Source organism: Pseudomonas luteola NBRC 103146 (assembly GCF_002091675.1).
Lineage (GTDB): Bacteria > Pseudomonadota > Gammaproteobacteria > Pseudomonadales > Pseudomonadaceae > Chryseomonas > Chryseomonas luteola.
In genome coordinates this window covers 76,300-98,699 of the sequence record NZ_BDAE01000009.1, presented here as the reverse complement: position 1 = coordinate 98,699, position 22,400 = coordinate 76,300, and the positions used below count along the sequence as shown (strand labels likewise).

Below are 22,400 nucleotides of genomic sequence, written 5' to 3'. Positions count from 1 at the left end.
TTTCTGCTACCTGCTACCCGTACAAATATGTAACGAGTTGTTCCGGCTAACCACCTCAGCACGTACAGGGAGCGAACGAGTCATGCCTTCTCTCACCCGCAGAAATCTATTGCAGGCAGCGGCCGTCGGGTCGGCCATCGCCATGCTACCCGCCTCGATCCAACGGGCATTGGCCATTCCCGCCCACAACCGTACCGGTAGTATTCAGGACGTCGAGCATGTAGTCATCCTGATGCAGGAGAACCGATCAATCGACCATTATTTCGGAACGCTGCCGGGCGTACGCGGCTTTGCTGACCGGCTGACGATCCCATTGCCGGGCGGACGCACTGTCTGGCAGCAGCAAGGTCAAGAGCGCGTTATCCTGCCTTATCACCTCGACAGCCGAAAAGGTAACGCCCAGCGTGTGCATGATACGCCACATTCATGGGCAGACACCCAGGCGGCCTGGGACAGCGGTCGTTTGAGTGCATGGCCAACCTATAAGACGCTGACTTCGATGGGATACTACGAGCGTAACGAGGTGCCCTTTCAGTTTGCCCTGGCCAATACCTTCACGCTGTGTGACGCCTACCATTGCTCGCTGTTAGGTGGAACAGCACCAAATCGCCTGTTTCTTTGGACCGGTACCAACGGCCCCACTGGCTCTAACGTCGCAGCGGTTGTCAACGAGTGGGATGCTCCGGGGCCGCCCGATGAGGGATATGACTGGACGACCTATGCAGAGAGACTTGAGGATGCGGGCGTCTCGTGGAAGGTCTATCAGTACCTGCCGGACAACTTTGGTGATAATGCCTATGCAGGCTTTCGCCAATACCGTGCCGCAAGCGTCAAGGTTGGCAACCCCGCCCAGCCCTCTGCAGACTTTAACGACTTCGTCGTCTATCGCGAAGCGTTGGAGGCCGTCGCCCCGTTGTACAAAGGCAACGGTAATACGATGCCAGCAGCGAACAGCAACGACCTTGAAACCATGTTCGAGAGCTTTAGACGCGACATCCGACAAGGCAAGCTGCCTCAGGTGAGCTGGCTGATCGCACCAGCGGAGTATTCGGAGCACCCCGGTCCCTCCAGTCCTGTTCAGGGAGGCTGGTATACCCAGGAAGTCCTTAATGCACTGACTGAAAATCCAGAGACCTGGAGCAAGACGGTACTTCTCGTCAACTATGACGAAAACGATGGCTTCTTCGACCATGTGCCGCCACCTGCCGCTCCTTCCCTACGCGCAGATGGAACACTGGCAGGTAAATCAACCATTGCTTTCGATGCCGAAGTGTTCCAGCACAAAGCACCTCCTGGCTCGAGGGAACAGCCGGCCCCCGATGGACGTGTGTACGGACCAGGGCCCCGTGTCCCGATGTTTATCATTTCGCCGTGGAGCCGAGGCGGCTGGGTGAATTCGCAGGTCTTCGACCATACTTCGGTACTGCAATTCTTGGAAAAGCGCTTCAACGTAAAAGAGCCCAATATCAGTCCTTGGCGGCGAGCGGTATGCGGAGATCTGACGTCTGCCTTTAACTTTGTCGATCCGAATCAGGAGTTGTTGCCGCCCTTGCAGACTACCTCTCGCCGTGCAGCGGATCAGTTGCGGGAAAAACAGGAGCAGCTACCACAGGTCCCTGTTCCGCCTACTGACCAACAACAAGTCCCTGTGCAGCGACGTCTGGCTCGCCCTTCCCGAGCATTGCCGTATCGGATCGAGGTCGAAGCGGAAGCCAGTCCGGAGACGCAACAGCTAACCCTGACCATGCGCAACACAGGCGTGCAAGGTCTCGTGCTGCATGTATACGATCGGCTGCATCTGGAGGATATCCCTCGCCGTTATACCATCGAGGCAGGGAAGCTGTTGAGTGATGTCTGGGTCCCCACTACTACAGATGATGGCACCTACGACCTGTGGTTGTTGGGGCCTAACGGCTTTCATCGAGCACTGCGTGGCAACCTCAAGGCTCCGCAGCCAGAAGTAAGGCTGCAGCGTGACGGTAAAAGCCACAATCTGGTCATGACAATCACCAATACAAGCCTGCAGGCTATGACCGTTCAGATTGATCGGTGTCCCTATACGTTTGAAAAGCCCCACGAGTTTCAGCTTGGTGCGGGTGCCACACATAAACAGCGTATATCGACGCGCGTGAGTGGTGGATGGTACGACATTACGGTTCGGGCTGATCAGGGCAGCTGGGAACGGCGTCTGTCTGGCAGACTTGAAACTGGCCGCCATTCGATTAGCGATCCCTTGATGGGCAATACCTGACCGTCAGAGGCGTCTCACAGGCATCCTTGAGCTGGATGCCTGCCTTCCAAAACCGGTTACGCCTTAAGCTCGGGAGGAACCGTCCCGTCGTGCTCGGCCAGCTTTTGCATAACGGCCTTGTGTAGCCAGTTGTTCATCTGCTCCGAATCTCCAAGCTTATCGGCAGGACACCCAAGCTCGGCGGCCATTTCCTTGCGTGATTCATAACTGCTGTCCAGGTTAAGTACCTTGAGCAGGTCGACGATAGAGGAGCGCCAGTTCAGCTGATCAGTATGATTAGCAGCCATCGCGTCGAGACGCGCCGAAATATCCATCGAATTTTGCACGCCGGTAGCTGCCGGAGCCTGTAGTTGCTCGGCACGAGCGCTGTGGGCAGCGTTGGTTTCTTCAGAATCGGTAACGATACGTGTAGACGTTTTGCTGGCATCGATAACGCCGACATCAGCCTTTCGCTGCTCTTCGTTACTAACGCCGTCCAAACCAAGCTTGTCAAGAATCGAGCTAAACAGTCCCATGATTGACCCTCGTGATTAAACCTAGAGTACTTATGGACCCTCAGAGAGGGCCTGTGATTCAACGCTTTATGCAGCTGTAAGCGAGGCGATCACAAAAAACCATTTTTGCAAAATAATCTCTATAAAAATCAATAGCTTGAAAACATAACCTAATGTTAATCACTAATTTTAACGAGAAATCACTTTAACTCTCTGATCTTTAACGCATTTTCTAAGATGTAGATGGCTTGGCCTCACGATAAACTGAACGAAGATATCTATCACCTATCAGCATGGATTTTTATATTATAAATCAATGACTTATAAGACTGTCATAAGATTTTACTTTTAATGTAGTGGTTCAACTGTGGGTATGGCTGCTGTTCAGCAACGCACCATTACCGTACTTTGACATCGTTGAGTAACAGAGCGGCCTGAGAAGCCTTCCGCCATTATTGCCGCGCTCAATCGCCTACTGCTCCGTATCCACTCGGGTGCAGAAGCGCAGCGCGCCTTTCTCGATAATATGGCGCACCCGTTGCGCACCCCGCTTGTCGGCTTGCATACCCAACGCCAATGGTTATGCGAACGATATGTGAGCGCTCTTGATTGCAGTCGCACGTTGAGCCTGCGAGCGGATGATTCACTAGACCAATCAACTACTGACCTTGGCCCGAGCCTCAACCTCCCACTTGTATACGTTCGCCCTCACCCCGCTGCGCCTGGACTAACAGGTTGAAGAGGCGGTTCCTCACTACCTGGGCGGCAGATGCTAGACGCCTTGACCTGGGGCTTGAACTGCAACAAGGCAATGCCTTTCTGCTGCGTCAATCTGGTCGACAATGCTATCCGCCATATCCCGCCTGAAGGTTGCACCACAATGCGAGGCAAGCTGTCGGACCAGGCGGTCATCCTAGAAGTAGAAAACAGTGGGCCAGGTATTCCACCGGATGAACGTGAGCGTATCTTCGAACGATTCTATCGGCTTGAGTGGGGTATGGTACGGGCGTTGGAATTGCCATCATGCGAGACATCGCCCATGCCCGTATTCAGCTGAGGATGGAAAAGGGCTTATGGTTCATCTGATATTTTCCTTCGCTACATATTTCGGATTTCCGTCTACGCTCATAAGGCCGGATAACACCGGCCCTGTAATAGCAAAGCGTGTACAGGTCATTACTAGATCGTAGGGATATCCGTCATGTTCAGGTTGAAACCACTCGCACTGCTTATCGGACTACTCGGTACCACCCATAGTTACGCCGCGTCAAATACGGCCGACTTGACTCAGAGCGGTGCGCAGAATACGGCCGCGCTGACACAAACCGGGCAAGGCAACCACAGCGTTCAGGTCCAGCTGGGCACCGACACCCGTCAAACGGTGCTGCAAACGGGCGAACTCAATGCGGCATCGATCTACCAGGGAGAAAGAACTCGCGGGACTATTGATATCGATCAGAGTGGTGAAAGCCACCTGGTGGAGATTTATCAGGACACCCGAGGATGGTCTACCGTGGCGGTTACGCAGCGAGGCAGCGTGAACGAGGCGCGTATCGATCAGGGCAGCAATAACGCCGGGCGTGTCACGAGTTACCAGGAGGGTACTCACAACCTGCACGACTTCCGGTTGGAAAACATGAGTGGGACGCCCAGCCTCAGTGCCCGCACCCTGGGCAATGGCAATACCATGAGGGTTGTGCAGGGCGAGGATGCTCAATACTTCATGGATGCAGACCTTGTGCAAAACGGTGACAACAACCTGATCGACCTGCAACAGCAATGGCGTCGTCAGGAGGCCGAGGTCAATCAGCAGGGTAATGGCAATATCGTTCAGGTGCAGCAGAGCGGCTTGGGGCCTATCGAGGGCGAGCTGAGCGGGTCTCTGATGCAGGCCTCCCAGAATGGGAACGACAACGTTATGAACGTCCGTCAGGGAAGTGACGGCAATACTCTCATCTCCAGCCAGAACGGTGACCGTAATACTCTGGATGTGCAGCAATGGGGGTGGTCTGGCTACCTGACCACCAAGATGACCAACCGCCTGGAAGCTACGGTAAACGGCAACGATAACCGCATGACCGTGGTGCAAATGGGGGGTGCGGGTGCCCATGAGATTACGGCCGAGCAGACCGGTAACAACAATGAGATGAACTTAAGTCAACGAAACACGACTGACAGCTCCCTGGATATGGCGCAGCGCGGGGATGGGCTGGTCATGACAGTGACTCAAATGAATACTCAGAATGACCATTTCGCGCTGGTGCAGGAAGGCACCAACCACACCCTAAGCCTTGAGCGCTCAGGCATAGGTAATGAAGCGATCGTTTCTCAACTGGGTACAGCCAATATGGCCTCGATGATTCAGCAATGATCGCCTGAACCAGGCGGGGTATTCTCCCCGCCTTTTGTTTTACAGACCGGATACAGTAGTACCGTCTTTCAACGGATCACGTGGCCTGTTCAACATGAGTTCCTGGTACGAGCGTCGTGTTTTGCCTTATCTGCTCGATATTGCCTGTGGGATTAAACCCGTACGCCTGCAGCGGCAGTCTCTTATACCTCTGGCGTATGGTCAGGTGCTGGAAATTGGCATCGGGACCGGGCTCAACCTTGAGCACTATGACAGGTCTCGGGTAGAGCGTATCGTCGGGCTGGACCCCTCCCTGGATATGCACCGGCTGGCTCGGTCTCGTGCTCAACGCGCAGGCCTTGACGTCGAACTGGTTGGCCTGTCGGCCGAGCGGATTCCCTTTGAGAATCACTCCTTCGACACGGTTGTGGTGACCTATTCGCTGTGCACGATTCCAGATCCGGCCGCTGCACTCAAAGAGATGCATCGCGTACTCAAGCCGCAGGGACAGCTCCTGTTCTGCGAGCATGGACAAGCCCCCGATGAAGCGGTGCGTGTATGGCAAGATCGGATGACGCCGCTCTGGTCCCAAGTAGTGGGCGGCTGCCACCTGAACCGGGAAATAAGCAAACTTATCCATGACGCCAAATTCGAAATGATTGAATTCAAAACGTTTTATTTAACGGGCTTACGCCCATTAACGTACCATTATTGGGGCGTTGCCCGTCCCTTAGCCTGAGTCTTACAACGAGAAAACCTGCTGATCGCTACGGCGTTTGAAGAACAGGCCCAAGTAGCCCGGGCCGTTGACTACAATCTGCTCAGCATCCGTGAATTGTCGATACAGACGTCCGCAGGTGCCAACCAGACCGCTACGGCCAGCGCGGAACTGTCTCGCCTAGCTGTGGATATGAACCGACTTGTGATGCGGTTTGCGACGCAAAGCCAGATAGAGAAAGCCCCGGAACACCGGGGCTTTTCCTTTTCAGTCCACCAGCACAACCTGAAAATGACGCTTCTTGCCCAGGCTCAATCGGCTGCCCTCCAGCGTGGGAGACAAGGGCTCGTCCGGATTCTGGACCTGCACGTCGTCCAGGCGTAGCCCACCGCCGTCCGCGAGTCGGCGCACGGCACTGCGCGAACCCTGTAGTCCGCTAGCCACTAGAAGATCGGTCAGGGTGAGGCCCGTTTGCAGTGCGGCGCGGCTGGCTTCCACTTTGGGTAGTGTGTCGCTCTGGCTGCCCTCACTGAACAACGCCCGTGCCGCTGTCTCCGCGTCACGCTGGGCCGCTTCGCCATGGCACAAACGGGTCGCCTCGTTGGCCAGAACGATTTTCGCCTCGTTAAGCTCTGCACCCTGCAATGCGCCTAGGCGACGTACTTCGTCCATAGGCAGTTCGGTAAACAGTGCCAGGAAACGCTGTACGTCCCGATCATCGCAGTTGCGCCAGAATTGCCAGAAATCATAGGCAGATAGCTTATCGCCGTTGAGCCATACCGCGCCTTGTGCCGACTTGCCCATCTTCTTGCCGTCACTCGTGGTCAACAGCGGCATCGTAAGCCCGTAGAGCTGCGGGCCATTCTGGCGACGTGACAGCTCAACGCCATTGATAATGTTGGCCCACTGGTCAGCGCCGCCCAACTGCAGAGTGCAGCCATACCGATGGGCCAACTCGACGAAATCATAAGCCTGAAGCAAGGTGTAGCCAAATTCCTCGAAGGACAGAGAGTGCTCACGATCCAGGCGATTGCGGATGGCATCGAACGTGAGCAGGCGGTTGATCGAGAAATGCCGTCCTACGGTATTGAGGAAATTCAGGTAACTCAGCCCATCAAGCCACTCGGCATTGTCTACTACCCGGGCTTGCCCGTCCGTATCGCCCACTTCCAGGTAGGTCGTAAATGCCTTGGCAATACCGGACATATTCTGAGCGATCTGGGCGTCGTTCAGCACCGGGCGGCTGCTATCCCGAAAGCTGGGATCGCCAATGCGCGTCGTGGCGCCACCGATCAAAAGCAGGATCGGATGCCCTGCACGCTGCATCCAGCGCATGAGCATGAGACCTTGCAGATGCCCGACGTGCAGGCTATCAGCCGTTGCGTCAAAGCCTAGGTACGCGGTCACTGGTCCGTTATTGAGCGCTTGGCCAAGACCGTCACGGTCGGTGATCTGATGGATGAAACCACGTTCTTCCAACAGGTGAAGCAGGTCTTGCTGGGGCTTGTTCATTGAGTACGTCTCCTTGGCTTTCTGGCCTGCGGAGACTGGGAGAGGTTGCATTCACCGAGCCGCCACAGGCGGTTCGGAATGCAGCGCAGCACCTACCACCCGAAAGAGTTCAGGTAGTAATAATACGCAGCGATGGGTGTAATAAAGGTATTCATGGGCGACAAAGCTAACCGGTTCAGCAGGAAAGTCAAGCGAAACGGCAAATCACTAGAATTCCTTTCTTTCAACAGCCTATGACTTTTTCTCGTTTGTAGTGAGGGAAGCGGCCGACGCATAGTCTTCACATTATGATTAACGGCAAATCTCCCATGCTTACCTTCAACCCTGTCTTCAAATCGCCACAGGGCTCTCCCATACGAGAGTTGTTCAAGTATCTTTCCGTACCCGGCATGATCTCGCTGGCAGGCGGCTACCCTGCCTCCGATCTGTTTGATGCAGCAGGGCTTGCAGAGGCGATGACAGTGGCCTTTCGCAATTCAGTCGGTTGCCTGCAATATTCCAGCAGTGAAGGCTTGCCGGGCCTACGCGAGGCACTTGCTCAGTTGAGCCACCAGCGTGGTATTCCCTGTGATGCGGACGATCTGATCGTCACGTCTGGCTCGCAACAAGGGTTTGATTTGCTGGTTCGTGTCCTGCTGTCGCCGGGTGACGCCGTTCTGGTCGAACAACCTACCTACCCCGCTACGCTTCAAGCCTTACGGTTGGCTCAGGCCAGAATAGAAACCGTCGCCTCGGATCTGGACGGTATCGATCCTGCGCAACTGGATAGTCAGCTGACCCGCTGTACGCAGGAGCAACGACCGAAGTTTCTCTATCTTTCCCCCACATTTGCCAACCCTACCGGACTTACGCTTGGTCTGGAACGCCGCCGCGCCTTGCTGGAGGTGGCGATGCGTCATGACCTGCTGATTATCGAAGATGATCCGTATGGTGATCTACGCTTTACCGGTGTTGCCATTCCTACGCTGGCAGAGCTGGCTCGCACGCAGCCGGAAACCCGAGATCAGGTAGTCTATTTGTCGAGCCTTTCAAAAATCGTGGCGCCTGGGGTTCGTATTGGCTGGATGATAGGGCCTGCCGAGGTACTCAAACGCTGTACGATCGCCAAGCAAACCGCTGACTTGTGTACCTCCGGCTGGATGCAATCCATTGCCGAAGCCTACTTGAAGCAGGGTTTTCTAGAGCGCCATCTACCGGTGCTTACCGCGGCCTACCATGCCAAGTGCCAAGCCCTGGTGAACGGTCTACAGACACACCTTGGCCAACGGTTCGAATGCCAGATACCGGCCGGCGGGCTGTTTGTCTGGGGGCGTTGGTCAGAGGGGCTGGATGCCAAGGTGGTCCTTGAGCAGGCTATTGAGCATAAGGTCATGTACGTTCCAGGCAGCGCCTTCTACGCCGAAGTCCCTGACCACTCTACGGTACGGCTGTCGTTTGCTGCGCCATCGCTCGAGCAGATCGGCCACGCGGTAGAGCGGTTGGCCTTGGCCGTTCAGGCATTCGGGCGTAAAGGCTAACCGACTATACCCGCCTGCCTCCAGGCGTTGACTCTGGCATCGCCGTGGCCCAGAAGATACCGCAACACCTGCTCGGTATGCTCACCGAGCAGCGGTGGAGGACGTCGGTACTCCACGGGCGTTCTGGAAAGACGTATCGGGCTTGCCACCTGCGGAACGGTTTGTCCCAGCGGATGCGCCATCGTAAAGGCCAGACTGCGTGCCGCTACCTGCTTATCGGCAAAAACCTGGGCCACTGAATTGATCGGACCACAGGGCACACCCACCGCTTCGAGCAGGGCGATCCATTCTTCAGTACGCCTGAAAACGGTAACCTGCCGAATCAGCGGAACCAGTTCCATACGATGGACGACCCTCGCCTGGTTGGTGGCAAAACGAGGATCATTCACCCAATCCAGCCGGTCTGCCACCTCGCAGAACCGGCGGAACTGAGCATCATTGCCAATCGTGAGGATCATATCGCCATCAGCTGTTGGAAAGGCTTGATACGGTACGATGTTGGGATGGGCATTGCCAAGGCGCGTTGGCGACTCACCGGAGACCAGATAATTCATGGCCTGGTTGGCCAAGCAGGCCACTTCAACATCGAGCAACGCCATGTCGATATGCTGCCCTTCACCGGTCTGAGTCCGATGGTTCAGCGCAGCCAGAACAGCAACCGTGGCATACAGCCCCGTCAGGATATCTACCAGCGCAACCCCTGTCTTGACCGGGCCACCGCCCTCGTCATCATCCGGATGGCCTGTCAGACTCATAAGGCCGCCAAGCCCCTGTATCAAGAAGTCATAGCCTGCCCGCTGTGCATAAGGGCCGCTCTGACCAAAACCGGTAATCGAGCAGTAGATCATTTCCGGGTTAAGAGCACTGAGCGAGGCGTAGTCCAGGCCATAGGCTGACAAGCCTCCAACCTTGAAATTTTCTAGCACCACATCGGATTTAACAGCCAGATCCCGAAGGATCTGCTGACCGTCGGGCTGGGTGAAGTCTACGGCTATCGACTGTTTGTTGCGATTGGCTGACAGAAAATAGGCCGACTCGCCCGTGTTCGCCCCTAGCGGGTCTTTTAAAAAGGGCGGCCCCCAATGACGTGTATCATCTCCTCGCCCGGGGCGCTCGACTTTGATGACTTCTGCCCCCAGGTCCGCCAGGATTTGTCCGGCCCAAGGCCCGGCAAGAACCCGTGACAGGTCTAGGACTCGTAAGCCTGCAAGTGCTCCAGCCATGAGCCAGCCTCCCTGAGAGTGATCAAAAGAAGGCCTGGATACCGGTCTGTGCCCGTCCCAGGATGAGCGCGTGCACATCATGGGTTCCCTCGTAGGTGTTGACCACCTCAAGATTAACCAGATGCCGCGCAATGCCAAATTCGTCAGAGATACCATTGCCTCCAAGCATGTCCCGGGCCATACGGGCAACGTCCAGTGCCTTGCCACAACTATTGCGTTTCATGATTGAAGTGATCTCCACAGCGGCCGTCCCCTCGTCCTTCATTCGTCCCAGACGCAGGCAGCCTTGCAGGGCCAACGTGATATCGGTTTGCATGTCGGCCAGCTTCTTTTGAATGAGCTGATTTGCAGCAAGAGGTCGACCAAACTGCTTGCGATCAAGGGTGTATTGTCGAGCGGTGTGCCAGCAGAACTCGGCCGCACCCAATGCGCCCCAGCTGATCCCGTACCGGGCGGAATTGAGGCAGGTAAAGGGACCTTTCAGGCCGCGTATTTCTGGAAATCGGTTTTCCTCAGGGACAAAGACGTTATCCATTACGATTTCTCCCGTTACTGAGGCACGCAGTCCCACCTTGCCGTGAATGGCAGGTGCGGTGAGACCTTTCCAGCCTTTTTCCAGAATGAATCCGCGGATATCACCGGCCTCATCCTTGGCCCATACAACAAACACATCGGCAATCGGACTGTTGGTAATCCAGGTCTTGCTACCGGTGAGGCGATAGCCGCCCTCTACCTTTTTTGCCCGGCTAGCCATTGAGCCTGGGTCAGAGCCATGGTCCGGCTCTGTCAGTCCAAAGCAACCAATCCATTCGCCTGAGGCCAACCTTGGCAGGTATTTCTGGCGTTGTGCCTGAGTACCAAATTCATAGATAGGCACCATGACCAGAGACGACTGAACACTCATCATGGAGCGGTATCCTGAGTCGATCCGTTCTACCTCACGGGCGATCAAGCCGTAACACACATAATTAAGTCCACTGCCGCCGTATTCACTAGGGATCGTGGCGCCAAGCAAGCCTGCCTCCCCCATTTCGCGGAAAATCGACGGGTCGGTCTGCTCATGCCGGAACGCCTCCAGGACACGAGGCGCCAGTTGGGCCTGTGCAAATTGCGCGGCGCTGTTGCGTACCATCCGCTCTTCATCGCTGAGCTGTTGCTCAAGCAGGAGAGGATCTTCCCAATTGAACGGTGCATTGGCTGCCATTGCAGGTCACTCCGGTGATCTTGTTGTGAAGCAAGGCTAGAAGACGCCTAACTGTGCTGCAACCGAGCAATGTGCACAGGGTTGTGCGTAAAACTCACTTCACGCCATGATGATTACCGCTGCTGTAGGCATTTGTCTGTGAGCAAGAGGTACATGTGAGAAGAAAAATACCCAGTACGGCTGCGCTGATTGCCTTTGAGGCTGCTGCCAGACACCAGAGTTTTACCCGGGCCGCAGATGAGTTGGCTCTGACACAAAGTGCGGTATGCCGGCAGATTGCAGGTTTGGAGAGCTTTCTGGGCATTGAGCTGTTTCGCCGTACTCGCCGGGGTGTTCTACTTACTGAAGCGGGATTATCCTATAGCCGGCAGGTAGCCCAGCACCTGGATGCAGCCGAGCGGGACGCTCTGGCTGTTATGGGCAAGCATGGCTCAGGCCGGCTCGAACTCGCGGTAGTACCCACCTTTGGGACACAATGGCTCCTGCCACGCCTTAAGCGGTTTCAAGTACTTCATCCAGACATAACGGTCAATCTGACCAACCGTACCCGCCCTTTTCTCTTTGCCGACACCGATTTCGATGCCGCGCTTTACTGTGGAGACGGTGAGTGGTCAGGCACACAAACCCATTTTCTCATGCACGAATACCCAGTGCCGGTGTGCAGTCCGGCACTGGTCGATCACAAGGATGGCATTACCGCTCAGGCTGTTGCAGCGCTTCCGCTACTGCAACAGACCACACGGCCTTATGCCTGGCGACAATGGTTTAATGCGCAGGGCCTGTCATTCCCCCATGACCTGCATGGTCCGCGTTACGAGCTGTTTTCCATGCTGGCTCAGGCCGCCACCCATGAAATGGGGGTTGCGCTGATTCCGCCGTTCCTTATCCAGAACGAGCTGGAGCAGGAGCGGCTTATCATCTTGAATACCTCTAGCTACCGCAGTGATCGTGCGTATTATCTTGCTATCCCCGAGCGTACGACCACATCTCAAGCATTACAGACCTTTTGCGACTGGCTGCTTGGCGAGGCACAAGAGTACCGCACAGGCAGCTCATCATCAGAACACGGCATGGAAGAGCCAGTACAGCAACCCTGAAAGCATCATCGCGGCGGGTAAGGTAAATACCCAGGCCAGGGCCAGGTTGCGTACCGTAGACATCTGCAGGCCACTGCCATTGGCTGCCATGGTTCCCGCTACACCCGAGGACAAGACATGCGTGGTCGAGACAGGCAGGCCATACAGGTCGGCTGCGCCAATGGTAGCCATGGCGACCAGCTCGGCACTGGCGCCTTGAGCATAGGTCAGGTGCGTCTTACCAATGCGCTCGCCCACGGTAATGACGATCCGTCGCCACCCAACCAGGGTGCCCATACCCAGCGCAATGGCGACTGCCACCTTTACCCAAAGCGGAATGAACCGTGTCGCCTCATCGATCTGGCGCTTGAATTCATTGAGATTGTTGCGCGTGTCGTCGGAAAAGGTATCGAGCTTTTGTTTCTTGAGCAGGCTGATGCTTTCTGAAGTCAGGTACATGTCGTTACGCACGTTCATCATGGCCTGGGCAGGTACGTTGGCCAGCGTGCCGTAACTTTTCACCTCATCGGCGATCAACCCGGTCACTGCACCCAACGCCGGAATGACCTCCTCCGTGGACTTGCGGGTACGTACATATTCCAGAAGTACGCCACGTGGATCGGCCGGTGCAGCGCCAGGTACATCCTTTACAATTCCTTGTTGAGTCACCTGAGCTACAGCAACGAACTGCGGCGTTTGCGTGGCGGGCACTGCACGGTTCAGCGCATAGGCCATTGGCAAGGTACCTACCAGGATCAGCATGATGAGCCCCATTCCCTTCTGACCGTCATTGGAGCCGTGGGCAAACGACACGCCGGTGCAGGTAAGGATCAACATCCCCCGAATCCAGAACGGGGGCGGCTGAGTGCCTTTGGGCTCCTGATAGAGTGCCTTTTGCTTGACCAGCATGCGCAATGTCAGCAGCAGGAGCGCTGCACAGATAAATCCTACCAGGGGTGAGAAAAGAAGCGCATACCCCACCTTCAGCGCCTGACTCCAGTCCACCCCGCTGCTGCCGTCTCGCCCTTCCAGCCAGGCATTGGTCAGCCCGACGCCCAGAATCGATCCAATCAAGGTATGGGATGACGATGCTGGCAACCCAAGCCACCACGTTCCCAAATTCCAGACAATGGCGGCAATCAGCAAGGCAAAGATCATTGCAAAGCCATTGCTGGAGCCGACCTGCAAGATGAGGTCAACCGGCAACAGTGCAATGATGCCGAATGCCACGGCGCCGCTGGAAAGCATCACACCCATGAAATTCCAAAAACCGGACCACACGACAGCGACCTGGGCAGGCAGTGAATGCGTATAGATAACGGTAGCAACTGCATTGGCCGTATCGTGGAACCCATTGACGAATTCGAATCCAAGCGCAATGACTAGAGCCAGGCCCAGCAATGCGAACGGCAACCAGGTGGTAGCCACTGATCCGGCTTCACGGACATCACTGACAATACCGTAGGAACTGATGAGAATGCCGGCAAAAAGCAATGAGAAAAATAGGAAAACACTTCGGCGACTGAACGTCTGGTCCAGCCGGGGACGCGTGGCTGCGGGGGCCGCATCATGAGCCTGGATCGTCGACATACGAGGGAACCTTATAGGACTGTTCACCTCACGCTATGCCCTCTTTGTGACATTTTGTATGCAAATATCGACCGTTTGTCCTTAAAGCGTCATCTTGTCATGAATGTTTCTTCTAGACATTTTGGGTACTGCTCAGCCCCGCCGCCAATGATCGAAACCTAGTGTCAGGTCTTCAGACGCCATTTACTGCAAAAGACGCTAGCCACTTATAAGTCAGGCCTTTCATCAGTAGTGCGTCTGGTAAACCAGGCGGGTCGCTGATCTCAAGCGACCCGCCTTGCCGGCTTATCCAGCCAGCATCTGTTTAGAAGATACTGATTGGGTAGTCGATGAAGATACGCACTTCGTTACCGTCATCGTTGTAGGAGCGGACATTGTTTGACGTGCGCAGGATGGAGTTACGCAGACGTATTGAAAGGTCCTTGGCCGGACCGTTCTGGACAACGTACTTCACCTGATTGAACAGCTCGCGCTCCTTGCCACGCCCATCTCCGGCATCGATATGATCACCGCGAACATAAGCCAGCTGATAGCTCAGGCCCGGAACCCCATAGGTGGAGAAATCCAGCCCATAGCCCAACTGCCAGGAACGCTCGTCCTTGGCGTTAAAGTCCGACCAGTAAGAGTTGGCAAGAAAGATCGTCATGCCACCGTCACCTATGCCGCCCGCGTTCTGATACCAGCCGTAGGGATAGCCAATATCACCCGTGCTGCGCTGGTGCGCCAGAGTGAAGGAGTGAGGCCCTACCGAGTAGGTAGCCGCCAGACTCCAGATCTTGTTGTCGCGGGCATCGGCATCACCTGAATAAGTCTGGGCAAAGCTCTTGTCCAGCCGCGTCTTATAGCCATTGAAGTCAAACGTCAGAGACTGGTCCTTATCGATGGGCAGGACGTAGTTCAGGTTGATGTACTGCTTTTTCAGGACGTCTTTGACATCGGACGCATAAAGCGATGCCATGAACTGATCCGTGAACTTGTAGCTGCCACCGATGACATCGATCTTTTTCAGCCCACCGCTATCATGCCCTTCGGCACTCTTGCGGGACTCCTCGGTGAAACGCCCCACGTTGAAGACAAGCCCATCGATTTCCTTCGAGGTAATCAGCGTACCGGTATAACTTTCCGGCAGTAGGCGTGAGGTGTCCGAGTTCAAGACCGGCAGCGCCGGCATCTGATCACCGTAGGTGATGGTCGTGTTAGAAAAACGTGCCTTGATCGAGGCGCCGCCCTTGGCGATATCGCTGGCCGCCTCACCGCTGTCGCCCTGTTTGAAGAAATCGATACCGCCAGCACCCGAGCGGCCCTTGCCTCCGTCCAGGCGCAGACCGTACAAAGCAAATGCGTCGACGCCAAACCCTACGGTACCTTGTGTAAATCCAGATGCAAAATTGGCCGTTACGCCCTGCCCCCACTCCGCCTTGTCTTGATTACCGTGCTTATAGTCACGGTTCATGTAGGCGTTGCGCAGGAACAGCTTGAGGCTGCTGTCCTCAATAAACCCGTTGGAGGTCTGGGTTTCAGCTGCCAATGCCTGGGTAGCACTCAATACGCCACAAGCAATCAAGGTAATCCGTTTGTTTAACATCTACTGCCGTTCCTTTCTGACTAATACGGTGTGACGATCAGGCTTGTTTCTATAGGTCTTTCCTGACGGACTGGAAGGATTCCCGCACACGTGAATGACAGGAATGCTCATGGCTTACCGGTTGGGTGTCGCCTCGGCGGGTAAGCCTACGCGAGCGCTCCAACGACCTCATAAGGCCTGGCAAATCATGAGCTCTCTCGTGAAAGGGTATATACGAGAGCAGCCACCTCGCACCCGCAAGAAAACAGGTGCCTGTTCTTCTCTACTGGTGATCGCAAAGCGATAGGCCATTGTACTGCCATATCAGGGGGTTATGTAACTGTAAGAAAAGGTTGCCGAACATGAATAGGTTTCAGGTTAACGCCGACGCCAAACGTGCTTGCGGGCGCGTTTGGCCCGGCCATATCAAGCCGTATAAACGGCTCGGTTAGTGCAGCAAGCGTGGAATGTGAATCCTCCTGTGCCAAAAGATGTCTATACCTCATCAAGGGCGCCTGTTCGCGCTTGGAGTTTGGCAATCTGATTATCACGGGAGATACGATGACGGCACATCCAGCACCGGGCATCCTCAATACAATAGAAGGTCAGCGGCTTTCCGGCGTCGATGCCGAGCACTGGCGGAAATGGGGTCCCTACCTGAGTGAACGCCAATGGGCAACGGTGCGTGAGGACTATAGTGCCGATGGCAACGCCTGGAGCTATTTCCCGCACGAACATGCACGCAGCCGTGCCTATCGCTGGGGTGAGGACGGACTGGCCGGTTTCTCCGATGTAGCCCAGCAGTGGTGTCTGGCGCTAGGGCTCTGGAATGAGCGCGACCCTTTTATCAAGGAACGTTTGTTCGGCCTGACTAACGCCGAAGGCAACCATGGCGAAGACGTCAAGGAACTGTATTTCTATCTGGATGGCGTTCCAAGCCACTCCTACATGCGCATGCTCTACAAGTATCCTCACGCCGAGTTTCCCTACGCCGACCTCGTAGAAGAAAACGGTCGCCGTGGGCTGGGAGATGCAGAGTACGAAATTCTCGATACGGGTGTCTTCAACGACAACCGCTATTTTGATGTGACCGTCGAATACGCCAAGAACACGCCGGACGATGTGCTGATGCGTGTCACGGTGGTAAACCGCTCTACCGAGGCGGCACGCCTACATGTCATGCCCCACCTATGGACACGCAACACCTGGGTATGGACCGGAGCGCCGCAGCGACCGCTGCTATCCATCATGGACGACGGAAAAGTCAAGGCAACTAACTACAACTGGGCGGATTATATCGCTACCGCATGGGGTGACGTCACGCCCGAATGGATCTTCTGCAACAACGAAACCAACAAACCAAAGCTGGAGGGCGTCGAGGCGGCCGGTCCGTTCAAGGATGGCATCAACGATTACGTGGTGAGTGGGGATGAGCAGACGATTCGCCGAGACTCTGGCAGCAAGGTCGCTGCACGGTTCGTACTGGATCTTCAGGGAAATGCCCGGTCGGTTATCTATCTGCGATTTGCACCAGAAACCGCTGACCCTCATCTCGATGTAAAAGCAGTCTTCGCCAAACGCCGTGCTGAAGCAGACGCGTTTTATGCAGAGTTGCAACACAACATCATCGATGAGGATGCTCGTAATGTGCAGCGACAGGCCATTGCCGGCCTGCTCTGGTCCAAACAGCTCTACTATTTTGAAGTCAACCGCTGGATTGATGGTGATCCCAATCGTCCTGCCCCGCCCCAGGAGCGTAAGAGCGGGCGAAATACTCAGTGGCGGCATCTCGTCAATTTCGACATCGTATCAATGCCGGATAAGTGGGAATACCCCTGGTATGCCTCATGGGACCTTGCATTCCAGGCGGTGGCCTATGCCATGATCGATCCGGGTTTTGCCAAACAGCAACTTCTTCTGTTAGTCAAAGACCGCTTCATGCACCCCAACGGGCAGCTACCGGCCTACGAATGGAACTTCGAGGATGCCAATCCTCCCGTACACGCCTGGGCCTGCTGGCATGTTTATCAGCAAGAAAAGGCACTGACGGGACACGGTGATCGCGAGTTTCTGGAGCGCGTTTTCCATAAGCTTTTGCTCAACTTTTCCTGGTGGGTCAATCGCAAGGATGCCGAAGGCCGCAATCTCTTCCAGGGTGGCTTCCTGGGCCTGGATAACATCGGCATTTTTGACCGTTCCGCCGTCTTGCCGCCCGGCTCTCACTTGGATCAGGCCGATGGAACTGCGTGGATGGCTGCCTACGCGCTTGACCTGATGCGCATTGCACTGGAGCTGGCCAAGGAAAACCCGGTATACGTCGACATTGGTGTGAAGTTCTTCGAGCACTTCCTGCATATCGCCGGCGCGATCAACGCGGGTGAAGAGCGCCATGATGGACTCTGGGATGAGCAGGATGAATTCTTCTATGATGTGCTGCACCGTGGCGATGGCACCTGTGAGCCGATGCGGCTGCGCTCGATCGTAGGACTCATCCCGCTGTTCGCCGTGCAGGTATTAGAGTCCAAGGAATATGAAGGCCTGCCTGGCGTGCGGGATCGTCTGAAGGAGTTCGTACGGCAACGTCCTGACTTGGCACGACTGGTTTCCCGTTGGACCGAGCCCGGTCAGGGCAACCGATTCCTGCTGGCGCTGCTGCGTGGCCAGCGGACCAAGAGTCTCCTGGCGCGAATGCTGGATGAGAAGGAGTTTCTGTCACCATTCGGCATCCGCTCACTGTCCAAGGTACATGCCGAAGCCCCCTTCGAGATGCGGCAGGAAGACGGCTCCATGCTTAGCGCACGTTATCAACCCGCCGAATCTGACTCCCGGCTATATGGCGGTAACTCCAATTGGCGGGGGCCGCTGTGGATGCCGATCAACTATATGTTGATCGAGTCGCTGCATGAGTTCTACCTGTATTACTCGGACAACTTCTCAGTAGAGTATCCGACTGGCTCCGGCTACCTCGCCTCCCTGGAGGAGGTCGCCAGCGGCCTGAGCGAGCGCTTGACACGCATGTTCCTCAAGGATGAAAACGGCCACCGTCCCAGCATGATGGCCTATCCACAGCTCCAGAATGATCCAGACTGTGCAGACCTTGTGCTTTTCCATGAGTATTTCCATGGTGAGAACGGGCGCGGTCTTGGAGCTTCCCACCAGACCGGCTGGAGCGCACTGGTCGCGCTGCTGCTTCAGCCTCGTTGATGGCGGTGTATGAAAGGCCGGACCTCGTCCGGCCTTTTTACAACCGGCATTTCAATGCAATCCTGCAACCTTTAGTATCCATAGCGATGTGCACGCGCGGTTCCACCGGTTCAATGTGCTACGCCTTATAACAATCCCAACAAGGAGACCTTGATGTTCGCCCGATGGACATTGCCATTTGCTGTAGCGGTATCGCTTTCCACCTCCATGCTTCTGTCCCCTGCACTTACGTTTGCGGCCTCCAATCCTGCCGTGGAGGCCAGGCATGGAATGGTCGTTTCGTCGCAACAGCTGGCTTCACAGGTGGGCGTGGATATTCTCAAGAAAGGGGGTAACGCCATCGACGCCGCTGTTGCTGTCGGTTATGCGCAGGCCGTGGTCAATCCCTGTTGCGGCAATATCGGTGGCGGTGGCTTCATGACAATCCACTTGGCGGATGGCAACGATACCTTTATCGACTTTCGCGAAAAGGCGCCTGCTGCCGCCAGTGCAAATATGTACCTCGACAGCAGCGGCAAGGTCCGTAAAGATGCCAGTCTGTACGGCTATCTCGCAGCCGGTGTACCCGGTACGGTATTGGGTCTGGACACCGCTCACCAGCGGTACGGCAAGCTGACCCGAGAGCAGGTCATGGCACCAGCGATCCGGCTGGCACGGGAAGGCTTTGTATTGACTCGAGCCGATACCGATATCCTCGACACTACCGTTGAACGCTTCAAGCATGATCCGGAAGCCGCACGACTTTTCCTGCGCAAGGACGGCTCTCCACTTCAGCCGGGTGACCGTCTGATACAGACTGACCTTGCCAACACCCTTGCTGCCATCGCCAAAGAGGGACCGAACGCCTTCTACCAGGGACGCATTCCCCAGGCTGTCGAAAAGGCGGCCAAGGCAGGGGGCGGCATCCTGACGGCAGAGGATTTTGCGCGTTACACCATTAACGAAACCGCACCGCTTACCTGTACCTACCGAGGCTACACCTTTGTGTCTGCCCCACCGCCCAGCTCGGGAGGTGTGACCTTGTGCGAAACCCTCAATATTCTTGAAGGTTATGACCTGAAAAGCATGGGCTTCAACTCGGCGGATTATATCCATACCCTGACCGAAGCCATGCGGCAGGCCTACATGGACCGCAACACCTCTCTGGGCGATCCGGCCTTTGTCGATAATCCCATCGAGCAGCTCACCAGCAAAGATTACGCCGCCCAGGTACGTAACCGGATTATTCCCAACAAGGCCACCCCGTCGGCGCAGGTTATTCCAGGCATGGAAACACGAGAAAAGCCAGAGACCACGCACTACTCCATCATGGATGAACACGGAAATGCCGTTTCCACGACCTATACCATCAATGGCCGATTCGGATCAGTCGTTATTGCGCCCGGAACCGGGTTCTTTTTGAATAATGAGATGGATGATTTTACCGTGAAGGTGGGTGAGCAGAACCTGTATGGTCTTGTTCAAGGCACAGCCAATGCGATAGCTCCTGGCAAGCGGCCGCTGTCGTCGATGACGCCCACCCTGATCAACAAAGATGGCAAAACCTTCATGGTTCTGGGCTCACCCGGTGGTTCGCGCATCATCTCTATCACGTTGCAGACCGCCCTTAACGTCATTGATCATGGGATGCCGCCTCAGGAAGCAGTCGATGCGCCACGAATTCATCATCAATGGATGCCGGATGAGGTGTATTACGAGCAACGCGGCGTATCTGCCGATAGCCTCAAGCTCTTGCAGGACATGGGCTATACCATGGTGCAGCAGACACCATGGGGAGCAGCCGAGTTGATCATGGTGGGCCTGCCGGGTGCGCCTGGTGTCATGGCAGATGACTCCGGCAACGACTCGGCAGTATCCGGGCGGGTGCGGGAAGGCTTTCTTTACGGCTCCAACGACGTACGCCGTCCCGCAGGCGCCGCAATCGGCTATTGAACCCTCCAGGCGGCGCTACCAGTCGCCGCCTGCCTCCGGCATCTCGTATTCCCGGTACTGGGTCACTGCCATGCCGATCTCCGGATCGTCATGGAGGGTTGGCTCCTGACTCAGTCGTTCGACCAGAAAATCGATAAACACCTTGAGCTTGGGTTGCAGGTGCCTGGTTGCTGGATAGAGTAGCCAGGCTCCTCCGCAGTATTGCGTCTGGAATGACCACTCAGGCAGCACTTGAACAATCAGGCCCTTGCGTAAGGCGTAGCGCGCGGTGAAATAGGGAAGACTGCCGATACCGATATGGTGCAGCACAGCGTCCAATCGCGCGCCGGTATGATTAGCGGCATAACGGCCGCGAACGTTGACGCTCACGCTCTTGTTGCCTTTTCTGAACCGCCAGCGTGAATCGGCCGGCTCCTGCCCCAGGTAAATGCAGCTGTGCGTTGTCAGCTCCCGAGGATGCTCCGGCGTGCCATGCTCCGCCAGATAATGGGGCGTCGCCGCCAGTAGATGGTCGATCTGCACCAGTTCTCGTCCCATCAGGCCGGGCGGTGGCTGATCCGTAATGCGGATAGCCAGGTCCACATCACCATCGATGAGATCGACATAGTGGTCGCTCAGATTCATCTGCACATCCACATGCGGGTAGAGCCGCAAAAATTCGGGCAGGTGCGGATGAATCAGAAATCGCCCTACTGCCTTCGGTACACTCAGGCGGATAACACCCTCCGGCGTCTGACTGAACTGCCCGCTGACCTCCATGACGGCGCGCGCAGCGTTCACCATGTCGACACAGCGCCGATAGACCTCTTCTCCGCTTTCGCTCAAACGAAGCTTGCGTGTCGTCCGGTTGAGCAGGCGTGTCGCCAGGGCTTTTTCAAGCCGGGCTACACTTCGGCTGGTGGAAGACGGTGTCGTGCCCAACTGACGTGCAGCCTCGGAAAAGCTTCCGGTTTCGACGACCTTGACGAAAACAACCATCTCGCCCATTAGCATGATCGATAGATTTGTGCTCACCGCGCAAAAGTCCTTTGGAATGCAGGCGGATTATCACAATATCACCCCTTCCCTAGAATGGGGCAGGCATCTGCTTTGCAAAGGGCTTTAGACATGACTCAGCGTCTGTATTATTCGAGTGACATTCTGGTCATGGAGGTTGAAGTTACCGCCTGTGCCCCTTGGGAAGATCTCTATGCGGTGGAGTTGGCCGCCACGCCCTTCCATCCCCAGGGCGGCGGGCAACCCAGCGATACCGGCTGGCTGGGCGACACAGAGGTCGTCATGGTCAAACAGGACGGCGAGCGTATCGTCCACTACACACGAGAGCCTGTAACACTGGGCTCCGTGCAAGCCCGTGTCGATGAGAACCGACGTCGACTGCATACACACTTGCATTCGGCCGGTCATCTGATCGGTCATATCGGAGAGGCGTTTGGCTGGCAACCCGTCAAGGCACACCATTGGCCAGGAGAAGGCCGTATTGAGTTCATGCCCGGTCAGGAGGCTCGGCCTCTGGATGCAGAGCAGCTGGAATCCTATTTCGACCAGTACGTGCAACAGGATCTACCGGTCAGCATCACCCTCGATGGCGAAGGCCAGCGTAGAGTTGGCTTTGGCGATTTTACGCCTTACGGCTGTGGCGGCACGCATGTTCGCTCCTCGCGGGAGCTTAACGGACTGAAGGATCTCCTGCTCAAGGAAAAGAAAGGAAAACTCTCCGTTCATTACGATGTGACTTCCCCATGACGTGATCACACGATGGTCAGGG

The 22,400-nt window shown here is 55.9% G+C and carries 16 protein-coding genes and 1 pseudogene; 10 read left to right on the top strand and 7 right to left on the bottom strand.

The annotated features are described in order from the left end of the window. Positions 1–82 precede the first annotated feature (82 nt). On the top strand, positions 83–2,251 hold the full coding sequence (locus PLU01S_RS12270) for a phosphocholine-specific phospholipase C (RefSeq protein WP_074825736.1): 2,169 nt from the start codon (positions 83–85) through the stop codon (positions 2,249–2,251). Positions 2,252–2,307: 56 nt separating this feature from the next. Here PLU01S_RS12270 and PLU01S_RS12265 read toward each other — a convergent pair whose 3' ends face one another. Further along, on the bottom strand, positions 2,308–2,766 hold the full coding sequence (locus tag PLU01S_RS12265) for a DUF3597 domain-containing protein (protein WP_074825733.1): 459 nt from the start codon (positions 2,764–2,766) through the stop codon (positions 2,308–2,310). A gap of 748 nt (positions 2,767–3,514) precedes the next feature. On the opposite strand from PLU01S_RS12265, the gene PLU01S_RS12260 reads away from it, so the two are divergent. From PLU01S_RS12260 to PLU01S_RS26135, 4 genes and pseudogenes are all read left to right on the top strand, one after another. Further along, positions 3,515–3,802 (top strand): ATP-binding protein, encoded by a 288-nt coding sequence (locus PLU01S_RS12260; protein WP_074825730.1) that lies wholly within the window; start codon positions 3,515–3,517, stop codon positions 3,800–3,802. A gap of 144 nt (positions 3,803–3,946) precedes the next feature. Continuing rightward, the gene (locus PLU01S_RS12255) at positions 3,947–5,116 is read left to right on the top strand and encodes a hypothetical protein (protein WP_083397896.1); all 1,170 of its coding nucleotides are present in this window, start codon (positions 3,947–3,949) and stop codon (positions 5,114–5,116) included. Between the two features lie 94 nt (positions 5,117–5,210). Then, positions 5,211–5,834 carry a class I SAM-dependent methyltransferase gene (locus PLU01S_RS12250; protein WP_074825728.1) on the top strand — a complete coding sequence of 208 codons (624 nt, stop codon included), beginning with the start codon at positions 5,211–5,213 and terminating at the stop codon, positions 5,832–5,834. Between the two features lie 15 nt (positions 5,835–5,849). Then, a pseudogene (locus PLU01S_RS26135) lies at positions 5,850–6,032 on the top strand (methyl-accepting chemotaxis protein); the annotation flags it as partial. A 48-nt stretch (positions 6,033–6,080) separates the two neighbouring features. On the opposite strand, the gene tyrS reads toward PLU01S_RS26135, so the two are convergent. Beyond that, entirely contained in the window at positions 6,081–7,325 is a 1,245-nt protein-coding gene (gene tyrS / locus PLU01S_RS12240; protein ID WP_074825726.1) for a tyrosine--tRNA ligase, read from the bottom strand. Positions 7,326–7,633: 308 nt separating this feature from the next. Between tyrS and PLU01S_RS12235 the strand changes: the two genes are divergently transcribed. Continuing rightward, complete coding sequence (locus tag PLU01S_RS12235) at positions 7,634–8,842, top strand: aminotransferase-like domain-containing protein (protein ID WP_074826157.1); 1,209 nt, start codon at positions 7,634–7,636, stop codon at positions 8,840–8,842. On the opposite strand, the gene PLU01S_RS12230 is transcribed toward PLU01S_RS12235, so the two are convergent. Continuing rightward, positions 8,839–10,065 (bottom strand): CaiB/BaiF CoA transferase family protein, encoded by a 1,227-nt coding sequence (locus PLU01S_RS12230; RefSeq protein WP_074825725.1) that lies wholly within the window; start codon positions 10,063–10,065, stop codon positions 8,839–8,841. The genes PLU01S_RS12235 and PLU01S_RS12230 overlap by 4 nt on opposite strands. A 22-nt stretch (positions 10,066–10,087) precedes the next feature. Continuing rightward, positions 10,088–11,269: an acyl-CoA dehydrogenase gene (locus PLU01S_RS12225; protein WP_074825723.1), complete on the bottom strand. Its 1,182-nt coding sequence runs from the start codon at positions 11,267–11,269 to the stop codon at positions 10,088–10,090. Between the two features lie 155 nt (positions 11,270–11,424). Here PLU01S_RS12225 and PLU01S_RS12220 point away from each other — a divergent pair, with 155 nt between their 5' ends. Beyond that, positions 11,425–12,366 carry a LysR family transcriptional regulator gene (locus PLU01S_RS12220; protein WP_074825722.1) on the top strand — a complete coding sequence of 314 codons (942 nt, stop codon included), beginning with the start codon at positions 11,425–11,427 and terminating at the stop codon, positions 12,364–12,366. Here the strand turns inward: PLU01S_RS12220 and PLU01S_RS12215 are convergent. Next, positions 12,328–13,935 (bottom strand): inorganic phosphate transporter, encoded by a 1,608-nt coding sequence (locus PLU01S_RS12215; protein WP_010798497.1) that lies wholly within the window; start codon positions 13,933–13,935, stop codon positions 12,328–12,330. The genes PLU01S_RS12220 and PLU01S_RS12215 overlap by 39 nt on opposite strands. A gap of 304 nt (positions 13,936–14,239) precedes the next feature. Next, positions 14,240–15,520, bottom strand: coding sequence for an OprD family porin (locus tag PLU01S_RS12210; RefSeq protein WP_074825720.1), 1,281 nt, complete (start codon positions 15,518–15,520; stop codon positions 14,240–14,242). A 540-nt stretch (positions 15,521–16,060) separates the two neighbouring features. Between PLU01S_RS12210 and PLU01S_RS12205 the strand changes: the two genes are divergently transcribed. Beyond that, a complete protein-coding gene (locus tag PLU01S_RS12205) occupies positions 16,061–18,703 on the top strand; it encodes an MGH1-like glycoside hydrolase domain-containing protein (protein WP_074825718.1) in 2,643 nt (880 codons plus the stop codon). A gap of 153 nt (positions 18,704–18,856) precedes the next feature. Continuing rightward, the gene (ggt, locus tag PLU01S_RS12200; protein ID WP_074825715.1) at positions 18,857–20,635 is read left to right on the top strand and encodes a gamma-glutamyltransferase; all 1,779 of its coding nucleotides are present in this window, start codon (positions 18,857–18,859) and stop codon (positions 20,633–20,635) included. A 15-nt stretch (positions 20,636–20,650) separates the two neighbouring features. On the opposite strand, the gene PLU01S_RS12195 is transcribed toward ggt, so the two are convergent. Further along, positions 20,651–21,649 (bottom strand): LysR family transcriptional regulator, encoded by a 999-nt coding sequence (locus PLU01S_RS12195; RefSeq protein WP_026004127.1) that lies wholly within the window; start codon positions 21,647–21,649, stop codon positions 20,651–20,653. A 93-nt stretch (positions 21,650–21,742) separates the two neighbouring features. On the opposite strand from PLU01S_RS12195, the gene PLU01S_RS12190 reads away from it, so the two are divergent. Next, on the top strand, positions 21,743–22,378 hold the full coding sequence (locus tag PLU01S_RS12190; protein WP_074825713.1) for an alanyl-tRNA editing protein: 636 nt from the start codon (positions 21,743–21,745) through the stop codon (positions 22,376–22,378). The last annotated feature ends 22 nt before the right edge of the window (positions 22,379–22,400 follow it).